14 protein-coding genes are annotated in these 15,567 nt (G+C 47.4%); 1 reads left to right on the forward strand and 13 read right to left on the reverse strand.

Going from position 1 to position 15,567, the window contains the following annotated elements; all coding sequences use genetic code 11:
* Positions 1 to 10: 10 nt before the first annotated feature.
* From serC to liaF, 12 genes are all read right to left on the reverse strand, one after another.
* On the reverse strand, positions 11 to 1,099 hold the full coding sequence (gene serC, locus ACFPYJ_RS25290) for a 3-phosphoserine/phosphohydroxythreonine transaminase (RefSeq protein WP_379191009.1): 1,089 nt from the start codon (positions 1,097 to 1,099) through the stop codon (positions 11 to 13).
* Positions 1,100 to 1,280: 181 nt separating this feature from the next.
* Complete coding sequence (glnA, locus tag ACFPYJ_RS25295; protein ID WP_379191010.1) at positions 1,281 to 2,705, reverse strand: type I glutamate--ammonia ligase; 1,425 nt, start codon at positions 2,703 to 2,705, stop codon at positions 1,281 to 1,283.
* A gap of 270 nt (positions 2,706 to 2,975) precedes the next feature.
* Positions 2,976 to 4,037 carry a 3-deoxy-7-phosphoheptulonate synthase gene (gene aroF / locus ACFPYJ_RS25300; protein ID WP_379191011.1) on the reverse strand — a complete coding sequence of 354 codons (1,062 nt, stop codon included), beginning with the start codon at positions 4,035 to 4,037 and terminating at the stop codon, positions 2,976 to 2,978.
* A 190-nt stretch (positions 4,038 to 4,227) separates the two neighbouring features.
* Entirely contained in the window at positions 4,228 to 4,758 is a 531-nt protein-coding gene (locus ACFPYJ_RS25305; protein WP_379191012.1) for a DUF2062 domain-containing protein, read from the reverse strand.
* 25 nt (positions 4,759 to 4,783) lie between these two features.
* On the reverse strand, positions 4,784 to 5,734 hold the full coding sequence (locus tag ACFPYJ_RS25310; protein ID WP_379191013.1) for a 4-hydroxy-3-methylbut-2-enyl diphosphate reductase: 951 nt from the start codon (positions 5,732 to 5,734) through the stop codon (positions 4,784 to 4,786).
* Positions 5,735 to 5,796: 62 nt separating this feature from the next.
* A complete protein-coding gene (locus ACFPYJ_RS25315; protein ID WP_379191014.1) occupies positions 5,797 to 7,299 on the reverse strand; it encodes a sensor histidine kinase in 1,503 nt (500 codons plus the stop codon).
* A gap of 6 nt (positions 7,300 to 7,305) precedes the next feature.
* Positions 7,306 to 7,998, reverse strand: coding sequence for a response regulator transcription factor (locus ACFPYJ_RS25320; RefSeq protein ID WP_379191015.1), 693 nt, complete (start codon positions 7,996 to 7,998; stop codon positions 7,306 to 7,308).
* Between the two features lie 158 nt (positions 7,999 to 8,156).
* Positions 8,157 to 9,740, reverse strand: coding sequence for a S1C family serine protease (locus ACFPYJ_RS25325; protein ID WP_379191016.1), 1,584 nt, complete (start codon positions 9,738 to 9,740; stop codon positions 8,157 to 8,159).
* A 205-nt stretch (positions 9,741 to 9,945) separates the two neighbouring features.
* Positions 9,946 to 10,359 (reverse strand): YugN family protein, encoded by a 414-nt coding sequence (locus ACFPYJ_RS25330; protein ID WP_379191017.1) that lies wholly within the window; start codon positions 10,357 to 10,359, stop codon positions 9,946 to 9,948.
* 59 nt (positions 10,360 to 10,418) lie between these two features.
* The gene (locus tag ACFPYJ_RS25335) at positions 10,419 to 11,084 is read right to left on the reverse strand and encodes a response regulator (RefSeq protein WP_379191018.1); all 666 of its coding nucleotides are present in this window, start codon (positions 11,082 to 11,084) and stop codon (positions 10,419 to 10,421) included.
* Between the two features lie 2 nt (positions 11,085 to 11,086).
* Positions 11,087 to 12,121 carry a sensor histidine kinase gene (locus ACFPYJ_RS25340; RefSeq protein WP_379191019.1) on the reverse strand — a complete coding sequence of 345 codons (1,035 nt, stop codon included), beginning with the start codon at positions 12,119 to 12,121 and terminating at the stop codon, positions 11,087 to 11,089.
* Between the two features lie 7 nt (positions 12,122 to 12,128).
* Entirely contained in the window at positions 12,129 to 13,235 is a 1,107-nt protein-coding gene (gene liaF, locus ACFPYJ_RS25345) for a cell wall-active antibiotics response protein LiaF (RefSeq protein ID WP_379191020.1), read from the reverse strand.
* A 266-nt stretch (positions 13,236 to 13,501) separates the two neighbouring features.
* Between liaF and ACFPYJ_RS25350 the strand changes: the two genes are divergently transcribed.
* The gene (locus tag ACFPYJ_RS25350; RefSeq protein WP_379191105.1) at positions 13,502 to 14,791 is read left to right on the forward strand and encodes an ammonium transporter; all 1,290 of its coding nucleotides are present in this window, start codon (positions 13,502 to 13,504) and stop codon (positions 14,789 to 14,791) included.
* Between the two features lie 111 nt (positions 14,792 to 14,902).
* Here the strand turns inward: ACFPYJ_RS25350 and ACFPYJ_RS25355 are convergent, their stop codons facing one another.
* Positions 14,903 to 15,280, reverse strand: a complete 378-nt coding sequence (locus ACFPYJ_RS25355) for a hypothetical protein (RefSeq protein WP_379191021.1) — start codon at positions 15,278 to 15,280, stop codon at positions 14,903 to 14,905.
* Positions 15,281 to 15,567: the final 287 nt, after the last annotated feature.

Here is a 15,567-nt window from a genome sequence, read left to right on the forward strand (position 1 = left end):
GAATCGGCTGTTAACCGTTACGTTTCTGGAAATCCTGCATAAATTCAGCCAGTGCTTTACAGCTCTCAAGAGGAACTGCATTATATGTCGAAGCACGTAAGCCACCTACGCTGCGGTGACCTTTTAATCCGATAAATCCTTGCTTCTCGGATTCTTTGACAAACAGACTCTCAAGCTCTTCCGTTTGAATACGGAAAGTAATATTCATGAGCGAACGGCTTGCAGGATCTGCAAAACCGCGGTAGAATCCGCCGCTTTGATCAATGGTGTCATAGATCAATTTGGTTTTGTCACGGTTATATTGCTCTGTTGCACTAACGCCGCCGCGTTCTTTCAGCCATTTGAGCATGAGGCCAACAAGGTATACCGAGAAGGAAGGCGGTGTATTGTAGAGTGAGTTATTGCTTATATGCGTATCATAACGAAGCATGGTCGGAATCGACTTTGGACTTTGAGCAACCAAATCTTCACGTACGATAACAATGGTTACACCTGAAGGACCCAAGTTCTTTTGAGCTCCCGCATAGATAAGTCCGAATTTGCTGACATCAACGGGGCGGCTCAAGATATCACTGGACATGTCAGCGATTAATGTAACATCTCCGGTCTCAGGATAAGCCGCATATTGTGTGCCTTCAATCGTTTCATTGGAGGTAACATGCAAATAAGCTGCGTTCGATGGAAGCTCGATTCCGCTCAAGTCCGGAATCCGGTTAAATTTATCCGCTTCAGACGAAGCGACAATCGAGGTTTGTCCAAACAGCTTCGCTTCTTTAATCGCTTTATCTGCCCAGCTCCCAGTCATCACAAAGGAAGCTGTTTGGTCAGGCTTCAATAAATTCATCGGAATCATGGCAAATTGCGTGCTTGCCCCGCCTTGAAGAAACAACACTTTATAATTGTTAGGTATGCCGAACAATTCACGAAGCAGCGCCTGCGCATCATTGTTCACCTGTTCATAAATCGCACTTCGATGGGACATCTCCATAATTGACATGCCTGCACCTGCGAAATCAACAAATTCTTGCTGTGCTTGCTGCAATACTCCTAATGGTAATGCCGCCGGTCCTGCGTTAAAATTAAACGCGCGTTTGGTCACAGTTGTTCACTCCAGTCTCTTTCTTTATATCTTAATGATAGCAATTTTATAGGCCTGCATCAAGTCCAAAAGTCGAACATAATCATCTTGTGTCAAAGAAATCATTCGGATTTCGCCATAAACAAAAAACAAGCCTCCCAGATGGGAGGCTTGCCTGAAAAGTATAGGTCAAAAGTGCTAATTAGCAATCGAAGTACAGGCTGTACTCGTGTGGATGAACACGGATTGCAACAGCTTTTGCTTCGGAGCGTTTCAAAGCTACATAGTTCTCGATGAAGTCCTTCGAGAATACGCCGCCTTCTGTCAAGAACTCGGAATCAGCTTCCAGAGCATCAAGCGCTTCGTCCAGGGAACCTGGAACCGAACGGATTTCTTTCTTGTCTTCTTCTGGCAGTTCATAGATGTTTTTGTCAAACGGTCCGTATCCAAGTGCAACTGGATCCAATTTACGTTTGATACCATCAAGACCTGCAAGAAGCATAGCTGCGAATGCAAGGTAAGGGTTAGCAGTGGAGTCCGGTGTACGGAACTCGATACGACAACCTTTAGGTGTTACAGCGGCAACCGGAATACGGATTGCAGCGGAACGGTTACCTTTCGAGAATACAAGGTTTACTGGTGCTTCGTAACCAGGCACGAGACGTTTGAACGAGTTCGTGGACGGGTTAGTCAAAGCGATCAGAGCTGGAGCATGGTGAAGGATACCACCGATGTAGTGCATAGCGAGCGGGCTTAGGTTAGCATAAGCACCTTTCTCGAAGAACAACGGTGAATCACCGTTAAAGATCGATGAGTGAACGTGCATACCGCTACCATTGTCGCCGAAAAGCGGTTTAGGCATAAAAGTTGCAACTTTACCCCATTGGCGGGCAACGTTGTTAATGATGTATTTGTATTTCATAAGGTTATCGGCTGTTTTTGTAAGTGTGTCAAAACGGAAGTTGATTTCAGCTTGACCGGCTGTAGCAACCTCGTGATGGTGACGCTCAACACGCAGGCCGGATTCTTGCATAAGACGAACCATTTCGCTGCGGATATCTTGTTGGGAATCAACAGGAGCAACCGGAACGTAGCCGCCTTTTACAGGAATTTTATAACCAAGGTTACCGCCTTCTTCTACTTTCGCTGTGTTCCAGCCAGCTTCAGCTGAATCGACAGAGTAGAAAGAAGTGTTCATTTTGCTTTCATATCGAACATCATCAAAGATGAAGAATTCGGATTCAGGTGCGAAGAACGCTGCAGTACCTACGCCGGATTTTTTAAGAAACTCTTCGGCTTTTTGTGCGATGCTGCGCGGGTCACGCTCGTAACGCTCACCATCTGGCGTGTGAATGTTACACATAATGTTTAATGTCGGGTGATCAGTGAAAGGATCAATAAACACGGATTCTGTGTCCGGTACCATAACCATATCGGACTCTTCAATACCGCGGAAGCCTGCAATGGAAGAACCATCGAATGCAACGCCGTTTACGAAAGTGTCACCATCAACTTCCGTAGCAGGAAGGGTAATGTGGTGCGCATGGCCTGCGAGATCCACAAAGCGGAAATCGACAAACATGATGTTGTTTTCTTGAATTGTGTTCAAAACATTTTGAACTGACATTAGGTATTTCCTCCATTTCCGAACATTAGCGATGTGTTGAACAGTTATTGTTCAATTTTTGCACTAAAACTATGAGGTAATTATAGAATTTAGCTTTGCACCCCGTCAATAGTTATGTAAGGTATTTTTTAAGCGGCTGTTAGGTATCTTCACACATTTGTTGGATTATTTTACTGTGTTTCTTTCATTACCTAAAAAGAAGCCGCAGCTCTCAACAAGTGAGTTGGCTGCGGCTTCCGTATGAGCTTGGAATCTTTGTCCAAATTCTGCTTATTTAATCCAGCTTGTGAAGTAATCTGCCGTCTGTTTCGGAGTATCGAACCGTCTGCCTACCAGCTTGCCTAGCTGTTCAAGCTCCTTCAGAAGGTTCGCGAACTGATCCGGGAAAAGGGACTGTACACCGTCTCCGGTCATGGAGTTATCAGGATCGGTATGCATCTCGATGATGAGTCCGTTTGCCCCTGCAGCCACTGATGCTTTGGACATCGGCTCTACTAATTCACGGCGCCCTGTGCCATGGCTTGGATCCGAAATAACAGGCAGATGGCTAAGTGATTGCAGGACCGGAATAGCAGCCAAATCCAGTGTATTGCGCGTGTAAGTTTCGAATGTTCGGATTCCTCTCTCACAAAGCATAACGTTCGGATTTCCACCTGCCAAGATATATTCCGCGGCGTTCAAAAATTCGTCATAAGTTGCACTAAAACCGCGTTTGAGAAGAACTGGCGTCTGAATGGTGCCAAGCTTGCGAAGGAGATCAAAATTCTGCATGTTGCGTGTGCCTACTTGAAGAATATCCGCATATTCTGCGCATACATCCACATATTCAGGTGTCATGACCTCCGTAATTGTCAGCAGGCCGTGCTTCTTGCCTGCTTCCGCCATCATAGCGAGTCCTTCGACTCCGATGCCTTGGAAGCTGTATGGACCTGTGCGAGGCTTAAATGCTCCGCCTCGAAGCACTTGTCCGCCGGCTGCCTTAACCAGTCTTGCGATCTCATCAATCTGTTCCGGCGTCTCTACCGCACACGGACCGCCCATGACAACCAAATGCTCGCCGCCCATTTTGACGCCTTTAATTTCGATGACCGTATCATCCGGGTGGAAGTCACGGCTCGCCAGCTTGTAGGACTTTGAAATCTTGATTACATTCTCGACGCCCTTCATTTGCCGTAAATGCTCCGCAAGCGTTGGTTCTGCTTTGCCAATAATGCCGATGACCGTGCGATCCGTTCCTCTGGATACATGAGCCTGCACACCGGCTTTCTCAATATGTAGAACAATCTCTCCAATACGCTCTTCAGTAACATTGCTATTCGTTATAACGATCATATAAGAACAACTCCTCAAGTTTATGAAATTTCAGTGACTTTGAACATTCATTTAGGGTCGCACTGCAACGCGTGTTCGCTTTTAAGCTTTTATGCTTTTATGCTTTTATGCTTTTATGCTTTTATGCTTTTAATCGCTAAAGTAAATATATATTAAAAATCCGGACCCGTCAAGAGGCCGGATACAACTTTTACTCAGTAATGGGTTTAATATCAGGTTTGACATCCAATTCAACATCACTCGAACGGCGCAATTTCCGCTTTTCCTTACGTTTGTTGGCTACATATTGAATCATCATCTTAACAGGGAAATAAAAGAGCGCTCCTAATATAATACCATCAATAATACCGCCGACAATCAGCTTCAGATTCATCAATAAGATATGATCAACCCAGTCAGGGGCTAGAGGTACGTGGATCTGCATCTTCTCGGGCAGCACCCATCCTCCAACTTTACTGTTAATGAAAGCAACCGGAATGAAGATTATCTTACCTACTACAAACCCGATCAGCGCACCGGCAAAACTAGCTCGAAGCCAGTAAATGAGAGGGAAAATAAGAAAAAAAGCTAAACCATAAGTAGGCAAAGTAAACATTTCTACCGCCATGCCTATAGCAAATCCAAGAGCAACAAACGATGCTCCGCCTGGCGCTCTCATAAGCTGAGTGTACTTAAACTTCATCCAGCGTTTCAATGAGCGCGGTTTTCTTGAAGTACTCATATTCAGTTGCGCTCCTTTCTTTCAATCAGACAGACGATTTTACACGAATGGTGGGCAGCAGCTTGTTCATGTTAACCGTCCGACGGATTTCCCAAGTCGAAGGATCAGCATCATCAAATTGCTCCAAATAAGATAGGACTTCTTTGGTAAGCGGAGTAGGCGTTGACGCCCCAGACGTCACAGCTACCCTTTTCTTACCTCGCAGCCATTCCAGTTGAATTTCAGAAACATCTGAAACGCGGTAAGCCTTTACTCCCGCAATTTCCTCCGACACCTGAGCAAGCCGGTTTGAATTATTGCTTCTCGGATCTCCGACCACGATGCACAATTCCGCTTCCTTAGCTTGTTCAGCGACCGCTTCTTGGCGAACCTGTGTCGCCAGGCAAATCTCATTATGAATTTCAGCAGCGGGGAATTTCATTAGAAGTTTGCTGATTAAATGCTTAATATCCCACTGTGACATTGTCGTTTGATTGGTAATAATAATTCGATCTGCCTGCAGTTCCAGAAGATCGATTTCATTATCCTTCTCGATGAGGTGGACATGATTCGGTGCAATTCCAATAGCGCCCTCTGGTTCAGGATGCCCCTTCTTGCCGATATAGATAACCTCATAACCATCATTTACCTTGTCACGGATCAAATCATGCGTCTTCGTTACATCCGGACAAGTCGCATCTACAATCGTCAGCCCTCTGTCGCGTGCGCGATTTCGGACTTCCGGAGAAACGCCATGTGCCGTAAAGATGACGGTCCCGCTTGTAATTTGCTCCAATATTTCGAGCCTATTCTCACCATCCAGCGTGATGATCCCTTCCTCTTTGAAGGCTTCTGTCACATGGCTGTTATGAACAATCATGCCCAGAATATATATCGGGCGCGGGAGATCCAGGTTCTTCGTCGTCTGAAGAGCGAGAACCATGGCATCAACGACACCATAACAATAACCGCGCGGTGAAATTTTTACAATTTCCATGCTGCACCTGCTTTCTAAAGCCATAACGACCTGGACAAGCTACAAAAGTCCCGGTTATTCTATTATAACTGATTGGAACTGCCAGGGAAAGCAATCGGGAGCCATACAATAAATGTCGTTCCTTCTCCTTCCCGCGTGGCAACCTCAACCGAACCTTCATGTTCATCGATAATCCATTTTGCAATGGACAGACCGAGGCCTGTTCCGGCTGTCTGCCCCCGCGACTCGTCTGCACGGTAGAACCTCTCGAAAATATGCGGTATTTCGGCATTATTCATCCCGATTCCCGTATCTTTAATGACTATCCCTGCTTGATTGGCTGAACGGATCGCTTTCATTTCCACGGATCCGCTCGGGGTATATTTGAATGCATTCTCTACGAAAATGAAGAACAATTGACGCAGGAAATCTGCATGCGCATTAACTTGTACGTCCTGCAGCACGCTCAAATCCCCGATCCGCCACTCTGCTGTGCGAGGCAGCAGCTGCGCTCTGCGCGCTACATCCTCAACGAGCGTAAGCAGCGGCTGCGGTGTCTTCTCCATCTCATAACCGGCATCTGCACGGGCTAGAGATAGCAGATCATTGACCAGACTCGACATCCGTTTCGCCTCACCGGCGATATCCTGCATCGCCTCGCGGGTGAACTGTGCCTGCTGTTCTTGTTTGGTGAGTCCCTCGCTAAGGCGGTCAGAGCCGTCTTCTAACTTATCCTGCGGCTGAGGAGCTTCAAGCAGAGGCAGCCACATTTTCTCAAGCAGCTCAATATTGCCGCGTATCGTCGTGAGCGGTGTCCGCAATTCATGAGAAGCATCGGAAACAAACCGGCGCTGCGCTTTATAGGCTTCATCAAGGCCATTGTAGGTCGTTTCCAGCCGGCCCAGCATGCCATTCAAGGTATCGGCCAGCCTTCCCATCTCATCGTTAGGCGGCCCTTCGCGCGGAATGCGCATACTGAGGTCGGAACCGTTCTGTATGCGATCACTTGCCCGAATAATACTCTCGATCGGGCGCAAGGCTTGCCTTGCCAAAAACAGTCCGATCGTAAAGGCAATAACAACGACGACAACTGATGCGAAGATAAGGATCGTTCTTAATTCATTAAGCAGTTTTTCTTCTTTGCCGGAATATGCCGCAACCTGCAGTAAACCCAATACTTCATTGCCCTGTTTAATCGGACGCTGATAGACGAGAAAAGAAACATTTTTCACTTTTACATGCACATATCTATCTGTACGTAAGTCAGGACTAGTTGGTTCCGGATAGGGAAGAACTAATTGATAATCAATTAAATTAGAAGTACGCTCAAATTGGTCCGTATCTTGCTTATACTTAACGAGCTGAATATACAATTCCTCATCCTGAATTGTAGATGGCACAACTCCAAAATCGCTGAAGTCCAAAGTTGCACCGATTCGTATTTGAAGAGCTTGCGTGCGAATCCGCTCCTTCATCTCGCTGTACGTATTAATATTTACAAAAAAATAAATCGCAACGCCGAAGGCAACCAGCGTTGCCGCCAGTACGATGGAATACCAGAATGTAAGCTTCAGGCGAATGGACATCCCGCTCTAGCCTCCTTCCCCTCTCAGCACGTACCCGGTGCCTCGAACGGTTTGAATAAGTCGTTTATCAGTCCCGTCCTCCGTCTTTTGCCTAAGCATCGCAATATAGACCTCAAGCACGTTAGACTCTCCGCTGTAATCGTAGCCCCATATCTTATCCATAATCGTATCCCGCGTAAGCACCCGGCGGGGATTCTGCATGAGCAGCAGCAGCAAGTCGAACTCTTTAGCCGTCAGATCGATTCTCCGTCCGGAACGAACGGCTTCTCTAGAATCAAGATCCAAGATCAAATCCTCGAACTGAAGACGGCTGGTCGACTCTTCGATTTTGTCGGATTTGCGGCGCAGCAGGGCGCGAACTCTTGCGAGAAGCTCCTCCAGAGCAAAGGGCTTCACTAAATAATCATCCGCCCCCAGATCAAGTCCTCTCACCCGGTCCGTAATATCATCCTTCGCCGTCAGCATGAGAATGGGCACTGTACTGCCGCCTTCGCGGACACGCCTGCAAACCTCCCAGCCGTCAACCTGCGGCATCATGACATCCAGAATCAGCAGGTTGGGATCGCTGGCCAGCATAAGCTTCAAGCCCTCAAGCCCGTTCGAAGCTGTCGCTACTTCATAGCCTTCAAAAGCAAGACTGCGGCGAAGCAGTGAAATTATTTTCTCATCATCATCTACGACTAATATATGCGGCCTCATTGAAATCCCCCATCACTATTGCCCTATATTGTAAAAACACTTCCGTCATTATATCGTACTTTTTGTCTAAAACGAAAAGCAAAATCTATTTCATTCCGCAAAAAAGCGCAGACAGCCCATAATAGACTGCTGCGCCTTTTCAGTTGGATAAGCTGCCGTTATCCCTGAGTCTCAAACTCATTGCGATTACCGATGACAACCTTCAGATCCATCGCTTTACCGTCACGAATGATATTGAGCGACACCGAATCGCCGACTTTCTTGGTCTGGATAAAGGCAATCAGTTCCGCGCTCGTTTTGTAGTCCTTGCCGTCAATACCTTTGATAACATCATATTGTCTCAGATCCGCCATATAAGCCGGAGACTTGTAAAGAACGTTCTGAACAATGGACCCGTCTGTGCTTGATAAGCCGAGCTGCTTGGCGATATCATCCGTTATTGGCGCAAGCGTCGCACCGATGAATGGAACCGGTTTTTTCGGAATTTCTTTATTCGCCTTCAAATTCTCGATATTATCCATGATCGTGCTCGATGGAATAGCAAACCCGATGCCTTGTGCCTGCGAGCTAACCGCTGTATTGATACCAACAACTTCACCATTCAGGTTGATTAGCGGACCACCGGAGTTACCTGGGTTAATGGAAGCGTCTGTTTGCAGTAAATGCTCGTATTGACGGGTGCCTTCTGTATCCGGAATACTGATCGGACGTTCCTTGGCACTGAGAACGCCAACGGTTACCGTATGGTCAAATCCATAAGGATTGCCGATTGCAACTACCCAATCACCGATGTTGATTTTATCAGAGCTGCCGATTTTAAGCGTTGGGAAGTTCGTGCCTTCGACTTTCAGGACTGCCAGGTCAAGGTTATAGTCCGCGCCAAGCTTCTTTGCAACCAGCGGCTTGTTATAGCCTTGTACGGTAACTTGAATTTGATCAGCGTCACCTACAACGTGCTGATTCGTCAAAATATAACCGGTTTTATCAAAGAAGAACCCTGTCCCGATGCCTTCCGGAGTCAACTGACTGCTGTTCTGATCAGAGCTGCTTCCCTGGTCCTGACCATTGTCTTGACCTCCGAAATTGTCACCGAAAAACTGACTAAAGAAGTCGTTTGGATCGACCTGTCTGCCAGAGGAAGACTGCTGCTTCACGAATGTTTCAATCTTAACCACGGCCGGGCTTGATTTCTCGAATATTTGAGCGATATTGTTCGGCCGTACAACATCAGCAGCCGTTGAAACTTTACCGTCATCCCCTGAACCTGCAACAGCCGACGATGCTGTGTTGGATAGCTGTGTAAGCGCCTGATCGGAGCTGAACCAATTGCCTTTATCCGCCGCGAACATCAGCGAGCCTACAGCAACGACTCCTACAAGGAAGGAAGAGAATATAGCTTTAAAAGAAGTGCGGCGCGGTTCCTTCACCTGCCACCCGCTGCGCGCAGGCTGCGTCGGAGCGAAAGAGCGCAGCTGCTGGGGCGGCGTTACTTCAACCTGCCCATCTTGCTGATTAGCTCCCGGATGATCGCTCAGCTCAGAGCTTTGATCCGTTGGCTTGAAAGGCCCATACGAATAATAGTACGATGACTTCGATGTGTCCGTGCTGCCAGTTTCCCCTGGCTGATGCGTATCCTTCGCCTGCTGCTCATCCTGTGAAGCTTTATAGTTCTCGTCGTTTTCCTCACGCTTGTTCGCTTGAAAAAAATCGTCGAAAGGATTTTTTTTGTTCTGATCGTCCATGGTAGTTCCTCCTCAAATTTATACGTACGAATATTACGAAGTCCTTCAAACCTAGCAACATGCCTCGTAACAACTTTTGCTGTTAGTACTATCTTGCACAATCTACCTTAAATCAAACTTAAAATTCATTTAAACGTACATAAAAAAATCCGAATCCAGCTATATATTCATAGCCAAACCGGACTTTTTTGAATCTCATACTCTTTTAATGGGGAAATAGCTGCTCCACTTCGCTTAGAATGTCCTTTGCTTTGTCAATCCATTTGGGCTCAACATGGGCATCGGGATCCAGCGGTTCCTGGAATTGGTCAATCAAACTTCCCATAGCCCGGGGGTGGGCTTCAGAATCCAAACCCTCGTTGTAAATATGCTTCAGCACGAACGGCTGACCGACCTTAATGGTTGCCTCACTGTCTGCGGACTCGCTGTCCACATTCCCGTTCACGACATCAAAGGGCACCCGCAGCCACACTTTATGAGCTTCATCCAAATAACGATCGAATGAGCCATGACTGTAGTCCCAGCTGCCGCCAAGTGCAAATTCATGCTCCTCCAGCGCATTTTTCATTTCATGAAAGGGCTGCTCGCTTGATTCCAGCCTGGAAGAAAGGGGGATCATATCTAGGCATTCTCCTTATTGTTGGGTTATGCCATTAGCGTGCCCGGAGAATACGGCCGTTATCCCGTCTTGACCCAGCCTTTGCGGTGTGCGAAGACGGCAAGCTGCGTCCGGTCCTCGAGCTCGCACTTCATCAGCAGATTGCTGACATGTGTTTTCACCGTTTTAATACTGATATGCAGTTCTTCGGCAATCTCTTTGTTAGATCTTCCTTCTGCGATAAGCAGCAGCACTTCCCGCTCCCGCTCCGTGAGTCCTTCATCCGCGCCTTGTGCTGTACGCTGCCGCAAGCCGCGCGTCAGCGCCTGTGAAACATCCGCCGTCATAACCGGCATTCCTTTAACAGCCCCATTGAGTGCATAGATCAGCTCCTCAGCCGAAACGGTCTTCAGCACGTAACTGACAGCCCCCGCTTCAATCGCGGCAACTACCTTCTCGTCTTCCAGAAAGCTCGTCAGCATAACGATCTTCAAATTCGGGAATTCCTTCATGATGACCCGCGTTGCTTCCACACCGTCCATCTGAGGCATCATCAGGTCCATAAGGATAATCTGAGGCTGACCTCCCGGGATCCCGTCACGCAGCAATTGAACCGCCACTTCACCATTGGCAGCTTCTGCGACAACATCAAATTTAGGCTCCAGCATTAAGTAAGTCCGCAGTCCTGCGCGAACCATGTCATGATCATCAACTATCATTATTTTCCACTGATCGATTCCGCTCATTCCTACGATTCAGCTCCCTTGTTCATATAGTTAGGCAACGTAACACGAACCCTTGTGCCGCTTCCCGGTTTACTAATGATAGACGCATCCCCGCCGAGCTTATTAGCCCTCTCCCGCATCGTGGATAAACCGTAGGAGCCTCTCTTCACCTGATCAGCCCGGAATCCCGCGCCATTGTCCTGTAAGGTCATAATGATTTGTCTCTCCGTCTCCGCGACGGTGAGGAGCGCCGTCTGTGCGCCTGCATGCTTTACAATATTCGCCATCGCTTCTTGGATGATTAAGAACAGCTGATGTTCCTTCGCTTCGGAGAGCTTCTCCTTGATCCGCCATTCCAGCACGCCTTGAAGGCCATTTTGCCGGCAATAGTCCGGGAACCATTTATCCAGCGCTTCCTGGAGCGACTTTCCTTCGAGCTCCAGCGGGCGCAGCTGCGCAATAAATCCGCGCATCTGCTTCTGGGCAAGGGATGACATGGAAATGAGCTGCTCCATCACAGAAGCCGCTCTCTCTTGGTTAATTTCCAGCAGCTTCGGAAGCGAAGAAGCGGACATATGAATCGCGAATAATTGCTGGCTTACCGTATCATGCAAGTCGCGTGCTAGCCGTTTGCGCTCCTCCAGAACAGCTGCTTCATTCGATGCAGCCTCCCTCATGACCTGCTCCTCGCCCGTGTGCTGGATCACCTGCATACGCTGATCCAATGCTTCCACCATGTCGTTAAATTCCTGATAAACAGCCATAAAAGTGCGTGCCCCCTGCTCAGGAAGTCTTGCCGCATAATTCCCGTGGGTCGCCTGCTTCAGCCCCAAATACAAGACATCGATCTGTCTTTGAGTCCGCTGCGCAGCCCAATAGCCAATCCCAGCACTGACAATGATAAAGAGCGCGGCAATGCCGATCCAAAGGTCGCTGCTGCCAACCTTTGAATCGGCCATTCTGCAGCCTATTGTCCATATTAGTACAGAAAGCGTAGAGGATGCCGTGAACAGAAGAATCATTTCCCACTTGCTGTTGCGGAAAAGTCTAACCATCATTGCGTCATCATCCTACCTTCGTAACACGCACATCGCCGATAAATGTACTCACGACTAGCGTCACTTTTTTATCTGTATCCTGATAATAAGGGGTTTCAATATTCATGTTCTTGAAGATCCCGCCTTCTTTATGATCAAGAACAGCGACATCACCTATGAAAGCGCTGGATACTACATGAATGCCAACCTCAAAATCATTGGGCATAAACACCTTCACATCTCCGATAAAGGATGAGATATGAACACGGGTCTCGCCGACCGGAATTTGCGCTTTCGTCAAGTCCAGCACCGTATCACCTATAAAATGCGAGATATTCATCGGCTTGAGCTCCCAATAATCATGACCGACGTAGATATCTCCGATAAAGCCGGATCTGTTCTGAGCATTGGGATCATGATTCCACCACTCGGTTCGATCGTGATGACGATGCTGAAACCGGTGTGCCCGCTGCTCCATTCGCTCACGCACTCGCTCTGCACGTCTTTCCCATCTATCCATTTTGCCATGAACATATGGGTTATATGAAGAACGCGCCTGATTCTCATGGTGAGGATTGTAATCGGCACCGCTGCCGTTCTTCGCTTGTTGAGTGCCGGCGGCTGGCGCAGGCATTTCCCAATCAACTGCATCTTCCGGATTATCCTTCTTCAGATTAATCGTTGGCCGGGTTGGATCCGGATGCAGCGGCGGCGCAGGCGGAATTGTCTGTTCCGGCTGTCCATAAGGATAAGCCTTCCAATCGTCTCCACGCGAAGCATCATTTTTTTTGCGTTTCGGTTTAAAAATCATTCCGATACCAAACAATATAATGATGAATGGAACCGCGAATTGAATAAGATCGCCGATCGACCAAGTGAACCATCCCAGATTACGGCCGAGAAAAACGAACCCGACAAGCATGAGAATAGATGAACCGAAAATTGAGCCTCTTCCATAAACAAAATTGGACAACAGACTCTGAAGGCCTAAGAAAAGCGGAATTAACGGCCACAGCAGCGATATAATCTCGCCGATATCAAAATCAATGACACCGCTCTGTCTTAGCATTAATACAACGCCGATTACAATGATGAATAGTCCCCATAGTAATCGGTTTAAAAAATTATTGTTCATTGCAACCATCAACTCCCAAATTGTTCTTCCAAGGTTTGTACTCCAAGTATACCCCACGCCCTGAGCGCCATAAAGGGTCTGCCGATTGAATCCGCACTAAGTCTAGAGACTGAGACAATCGTTATCTTTATCAAGTCGGTTCATGTTATATGAGCTGACTCTCTCCGTTGACATCACTTACGTGACACTTATATAATGATGGACGGACTAGGAGAAGAGATAAAACCTGACATGACTACATTCGAACAGGGGATGAAATAATGGATCTGGACATAGCCACACTTTCCAAGGGACTAGATACGATTTGGGTCGTACTAACTGCAGCCATGATACTACTAATGGAAGGCGGCTTCGCTTTGCTTGAAGCAGGATTCGTTAGGCAAAAAAACGCAGTCAGCATCATTATGAAAGTATTTGTGGATATCACCTTCGGCGCTCTTATTTTTTACTTTATCGGTTTCGGATTCATGCACGGCAAAGATACAGGCGGATTAGTCGGACACACGGGCTTCATGCTCAGCGGCGACTTGACCCATATTCAATTAAACATTACGAATGATACGTTCTGGTTATTCCAATGCGCTTTCGTAATTGCTGTCATTTCAATCGTGTCAGGAGCGGTGGCAGAACGCATTCACTTTAAAGCTTATATTCTCTACACCGTGGCAATGACTGGCATCATCTATCCGCTTGCAGGACATTGGGTATGGGGCATTGGCGGCTGGCTTCAGAAGATCGGTATGATTGATTTTGCCGGTTCTGCAGTCATCCATGCACTTGGCGGATTCTCCGCATTGGCGGCAGCGATATTCATCGGCCCTCGCATCGGTAAATTCACTTCAGATGGCAAGAGCAATATTGTACCGCCTTCCAACCTGCCCCTCGCATCGGTTGGCGCATTCATTCTGTGGTTCGGCTGGTTCGGATTCAACGCAGGCAGCACGCTAAGCGCAACGAACGTGTCTATCGGCCACATTGCCGTTACCACGATGCTGTCGGCTGCTGCCGGAGGCGCGGGCTGTATATTATTCACGATGTTCCGTTATAAAAAGGCAGACCCGCCAATGGTCATCAACGGCTCGCTTGCCGGACTGGTAGGCATTACAGCAGGCTGCTCCTTCGTCTCTGACGGCGCTGCAATCTTCATCGGGCTATTATGCGGAATTATAATGGTCCTCGCTACAGAATTTCTGGAGAGCAAGCGCGTTGACGATCCGGTTGGAGCCTTTGCGGTTCATGGTGTCAGCGGGAGCATAGGTACTCTTGCAGTAGGTATCTTCGCCAAGCCTGAATTAACAGAAGGCGTTGGCAAAGGGTACTACGGCCTCGTATATGGCGGGGGATGGAGCCTGCTTGGTGTTCAGGCCTTAGGATTGGTCATTATCTGCATTTGGGGCTATCTGCTCACATGGGGGTCTCTGAAGCTTATCAAGCTTGTCATTCCAGTCCGGGTTTCACAGGATGAAGAACTGATCGGTCTGGATGTGGGAATACATGGTGTCCCTGCTTATAATCAAGATCATGACTTCCTTGATCTCGACCAATTAAGAAAATAATAAACGAACGTCCCTCAGCCGCAAGACTTGCAGGCAGAGGGACGTTTATTGTATGCCTGTGTACTTCCATGGGCAAATAAAAAACCGTCTAATAAGGACGGCATCAGTTTATTAGTTCATTTCTTCAGAAAGCTGATAAGACCTGTTAACAGCATCGGAATCTATTGGATTATTCAAAATATCACGCGCTCTCTCTACTTCTTTACGAAGCTGCCTGACTTTCTCCATCGGCTTCTTCACGTAATGAATGTACTCGACTGCCAAATGATGATCCGGTTTCTTGCCAGAGAGCATTCGGCGCAAGGTAGACATCGATTGATAAGCTCGTTCCTCCATCAACCTGCGTTTCTCATAACGCTCCACCATTTGTTCAATTTCGTTAATTTCTTGTTCTTTCCTCGCGATATATGTGTTTAAGAATGGAATGACATCAGCAACTTTACCATGCCTTAAACGTGAGGGTGTTTTATTTTCGATCGGTTCCGCCATGATAACTCACCTACCCTTACATGTTATCAATTGTCACACCATTAATTTTACACCATCGTACCGCATTTGCAATCCTTTTTTCTATACAACTAATGGCAATTATTTGACGCGTATGACTGCACCGATGACGCCAATCAATTGTACAGCCTCCGAGACCTCTTCAACTGCAGCTGTTAATTGATCTGAAATAACAAGGGTTCATTCATTAACTGAGTAAACGACAAAAAGAAAGAGAGACCAAATGGTCCCTCCTCCTGTGAAACAAAGGCTAATATCCTTGTAAATTC

The sequence above is a fragment of the Paenibacillus solisilvae genome (genome assembly GCF_042656405.1).
In the GTDB taxonomy this organism is placed as follows: domain Bacteria; phylum Bacillota; class Bacilli; order Paenibacillales; family Paenibacillaceae; genus Paenibacillus_Z; species Paenibacillus_Z solisilvae.

Bases quoted from the DNA above. Each gene is read 5' to 3' on its own strand.
- glnA (WP_379191010.1), bottom strand. From the start codon at position 2,705: ATGTCAGTTCAAAATGTTTTGAACACAATTCAAGAAAACAACATCATG.
- aroF (WP_379191011.1), bottom strand. From the start codon at position 4,037: ATGATCGTTATAACGAATAGCAATGTTACTGAAGAGCGTATTGGAGAG.
- ACFPYJ_RS25305 (WP_379191012.1), bottom strand. From the start codon at position 4,758: ATGAGTACTTCAAGAAAACCGCGCTCATTGAAACGCTGGATGAAGTTT.
- ACFPYJ_RS25310 (WP_379191013.1), bottom strand. From the start codon at position 5,734: ATGGAAATTGTAAAAATTTCACCGCGCGGTTATTGTTATGGTGTCGTT.
- ACFPYJ_RS25315 (WP_379191014.1), bottom strand. From the start codon at position 7,299: ATGTCCATTCGCCTGAAGCTTACATTCTGGTATTCCATCGTACTGGCG.
- ACFPYJ_RS25320 (WP_379191015.1), bottom strand. From the start codon at position 7,998: ATGAGGCCGCATATATTAGTCGTAGATGATGATGAGAAAATAATTTCA.
- ACFPYJ_RS25325 (WP_379191016.1), bottom strand. From the start codon at position 9,740: ATGGACGATCAGAACAAAAAAAATCCTTTCGACGATTTTTTTCAAGCG.
- ACFPYJ_RS25330 (WP_379191017.1), bottom strand. From the start codon at position 10,359: ATGATCCCCCTTTCTTCCAGGCTGGAATCAAGCGAGCAGCCCTTTCAT.
- ACFPYJ_RS25335 (WP_379191018.1), bottom strand. From the start codon at position 11,084: ATGAGCGGAATCGATCAGTGGAAAATAATGATAGTTGATGATCATGAC.
- ACFPYJ_RS25340 (WP_379191019.1), bottom strand. From the start codon at position 12,121: ATGATGGTTAGACTTTTCCGCAACAGCAAGTGGGAAATGATTCTTCTG.
- liaF (WP_379191020.1), bottom strand. From the start codon at position 13,235: ATGAACAATAATTTTTTAAACCGATTACTATGGGGACTATTCATCATT.
- ACFPYJ_RS25355 (WP_379191021.1), bottom strand. From the start codon at position 15,280: ATGGCGGAACCGATCGAAAATAAAACACCCTCACGTTTAAGGCATGGT.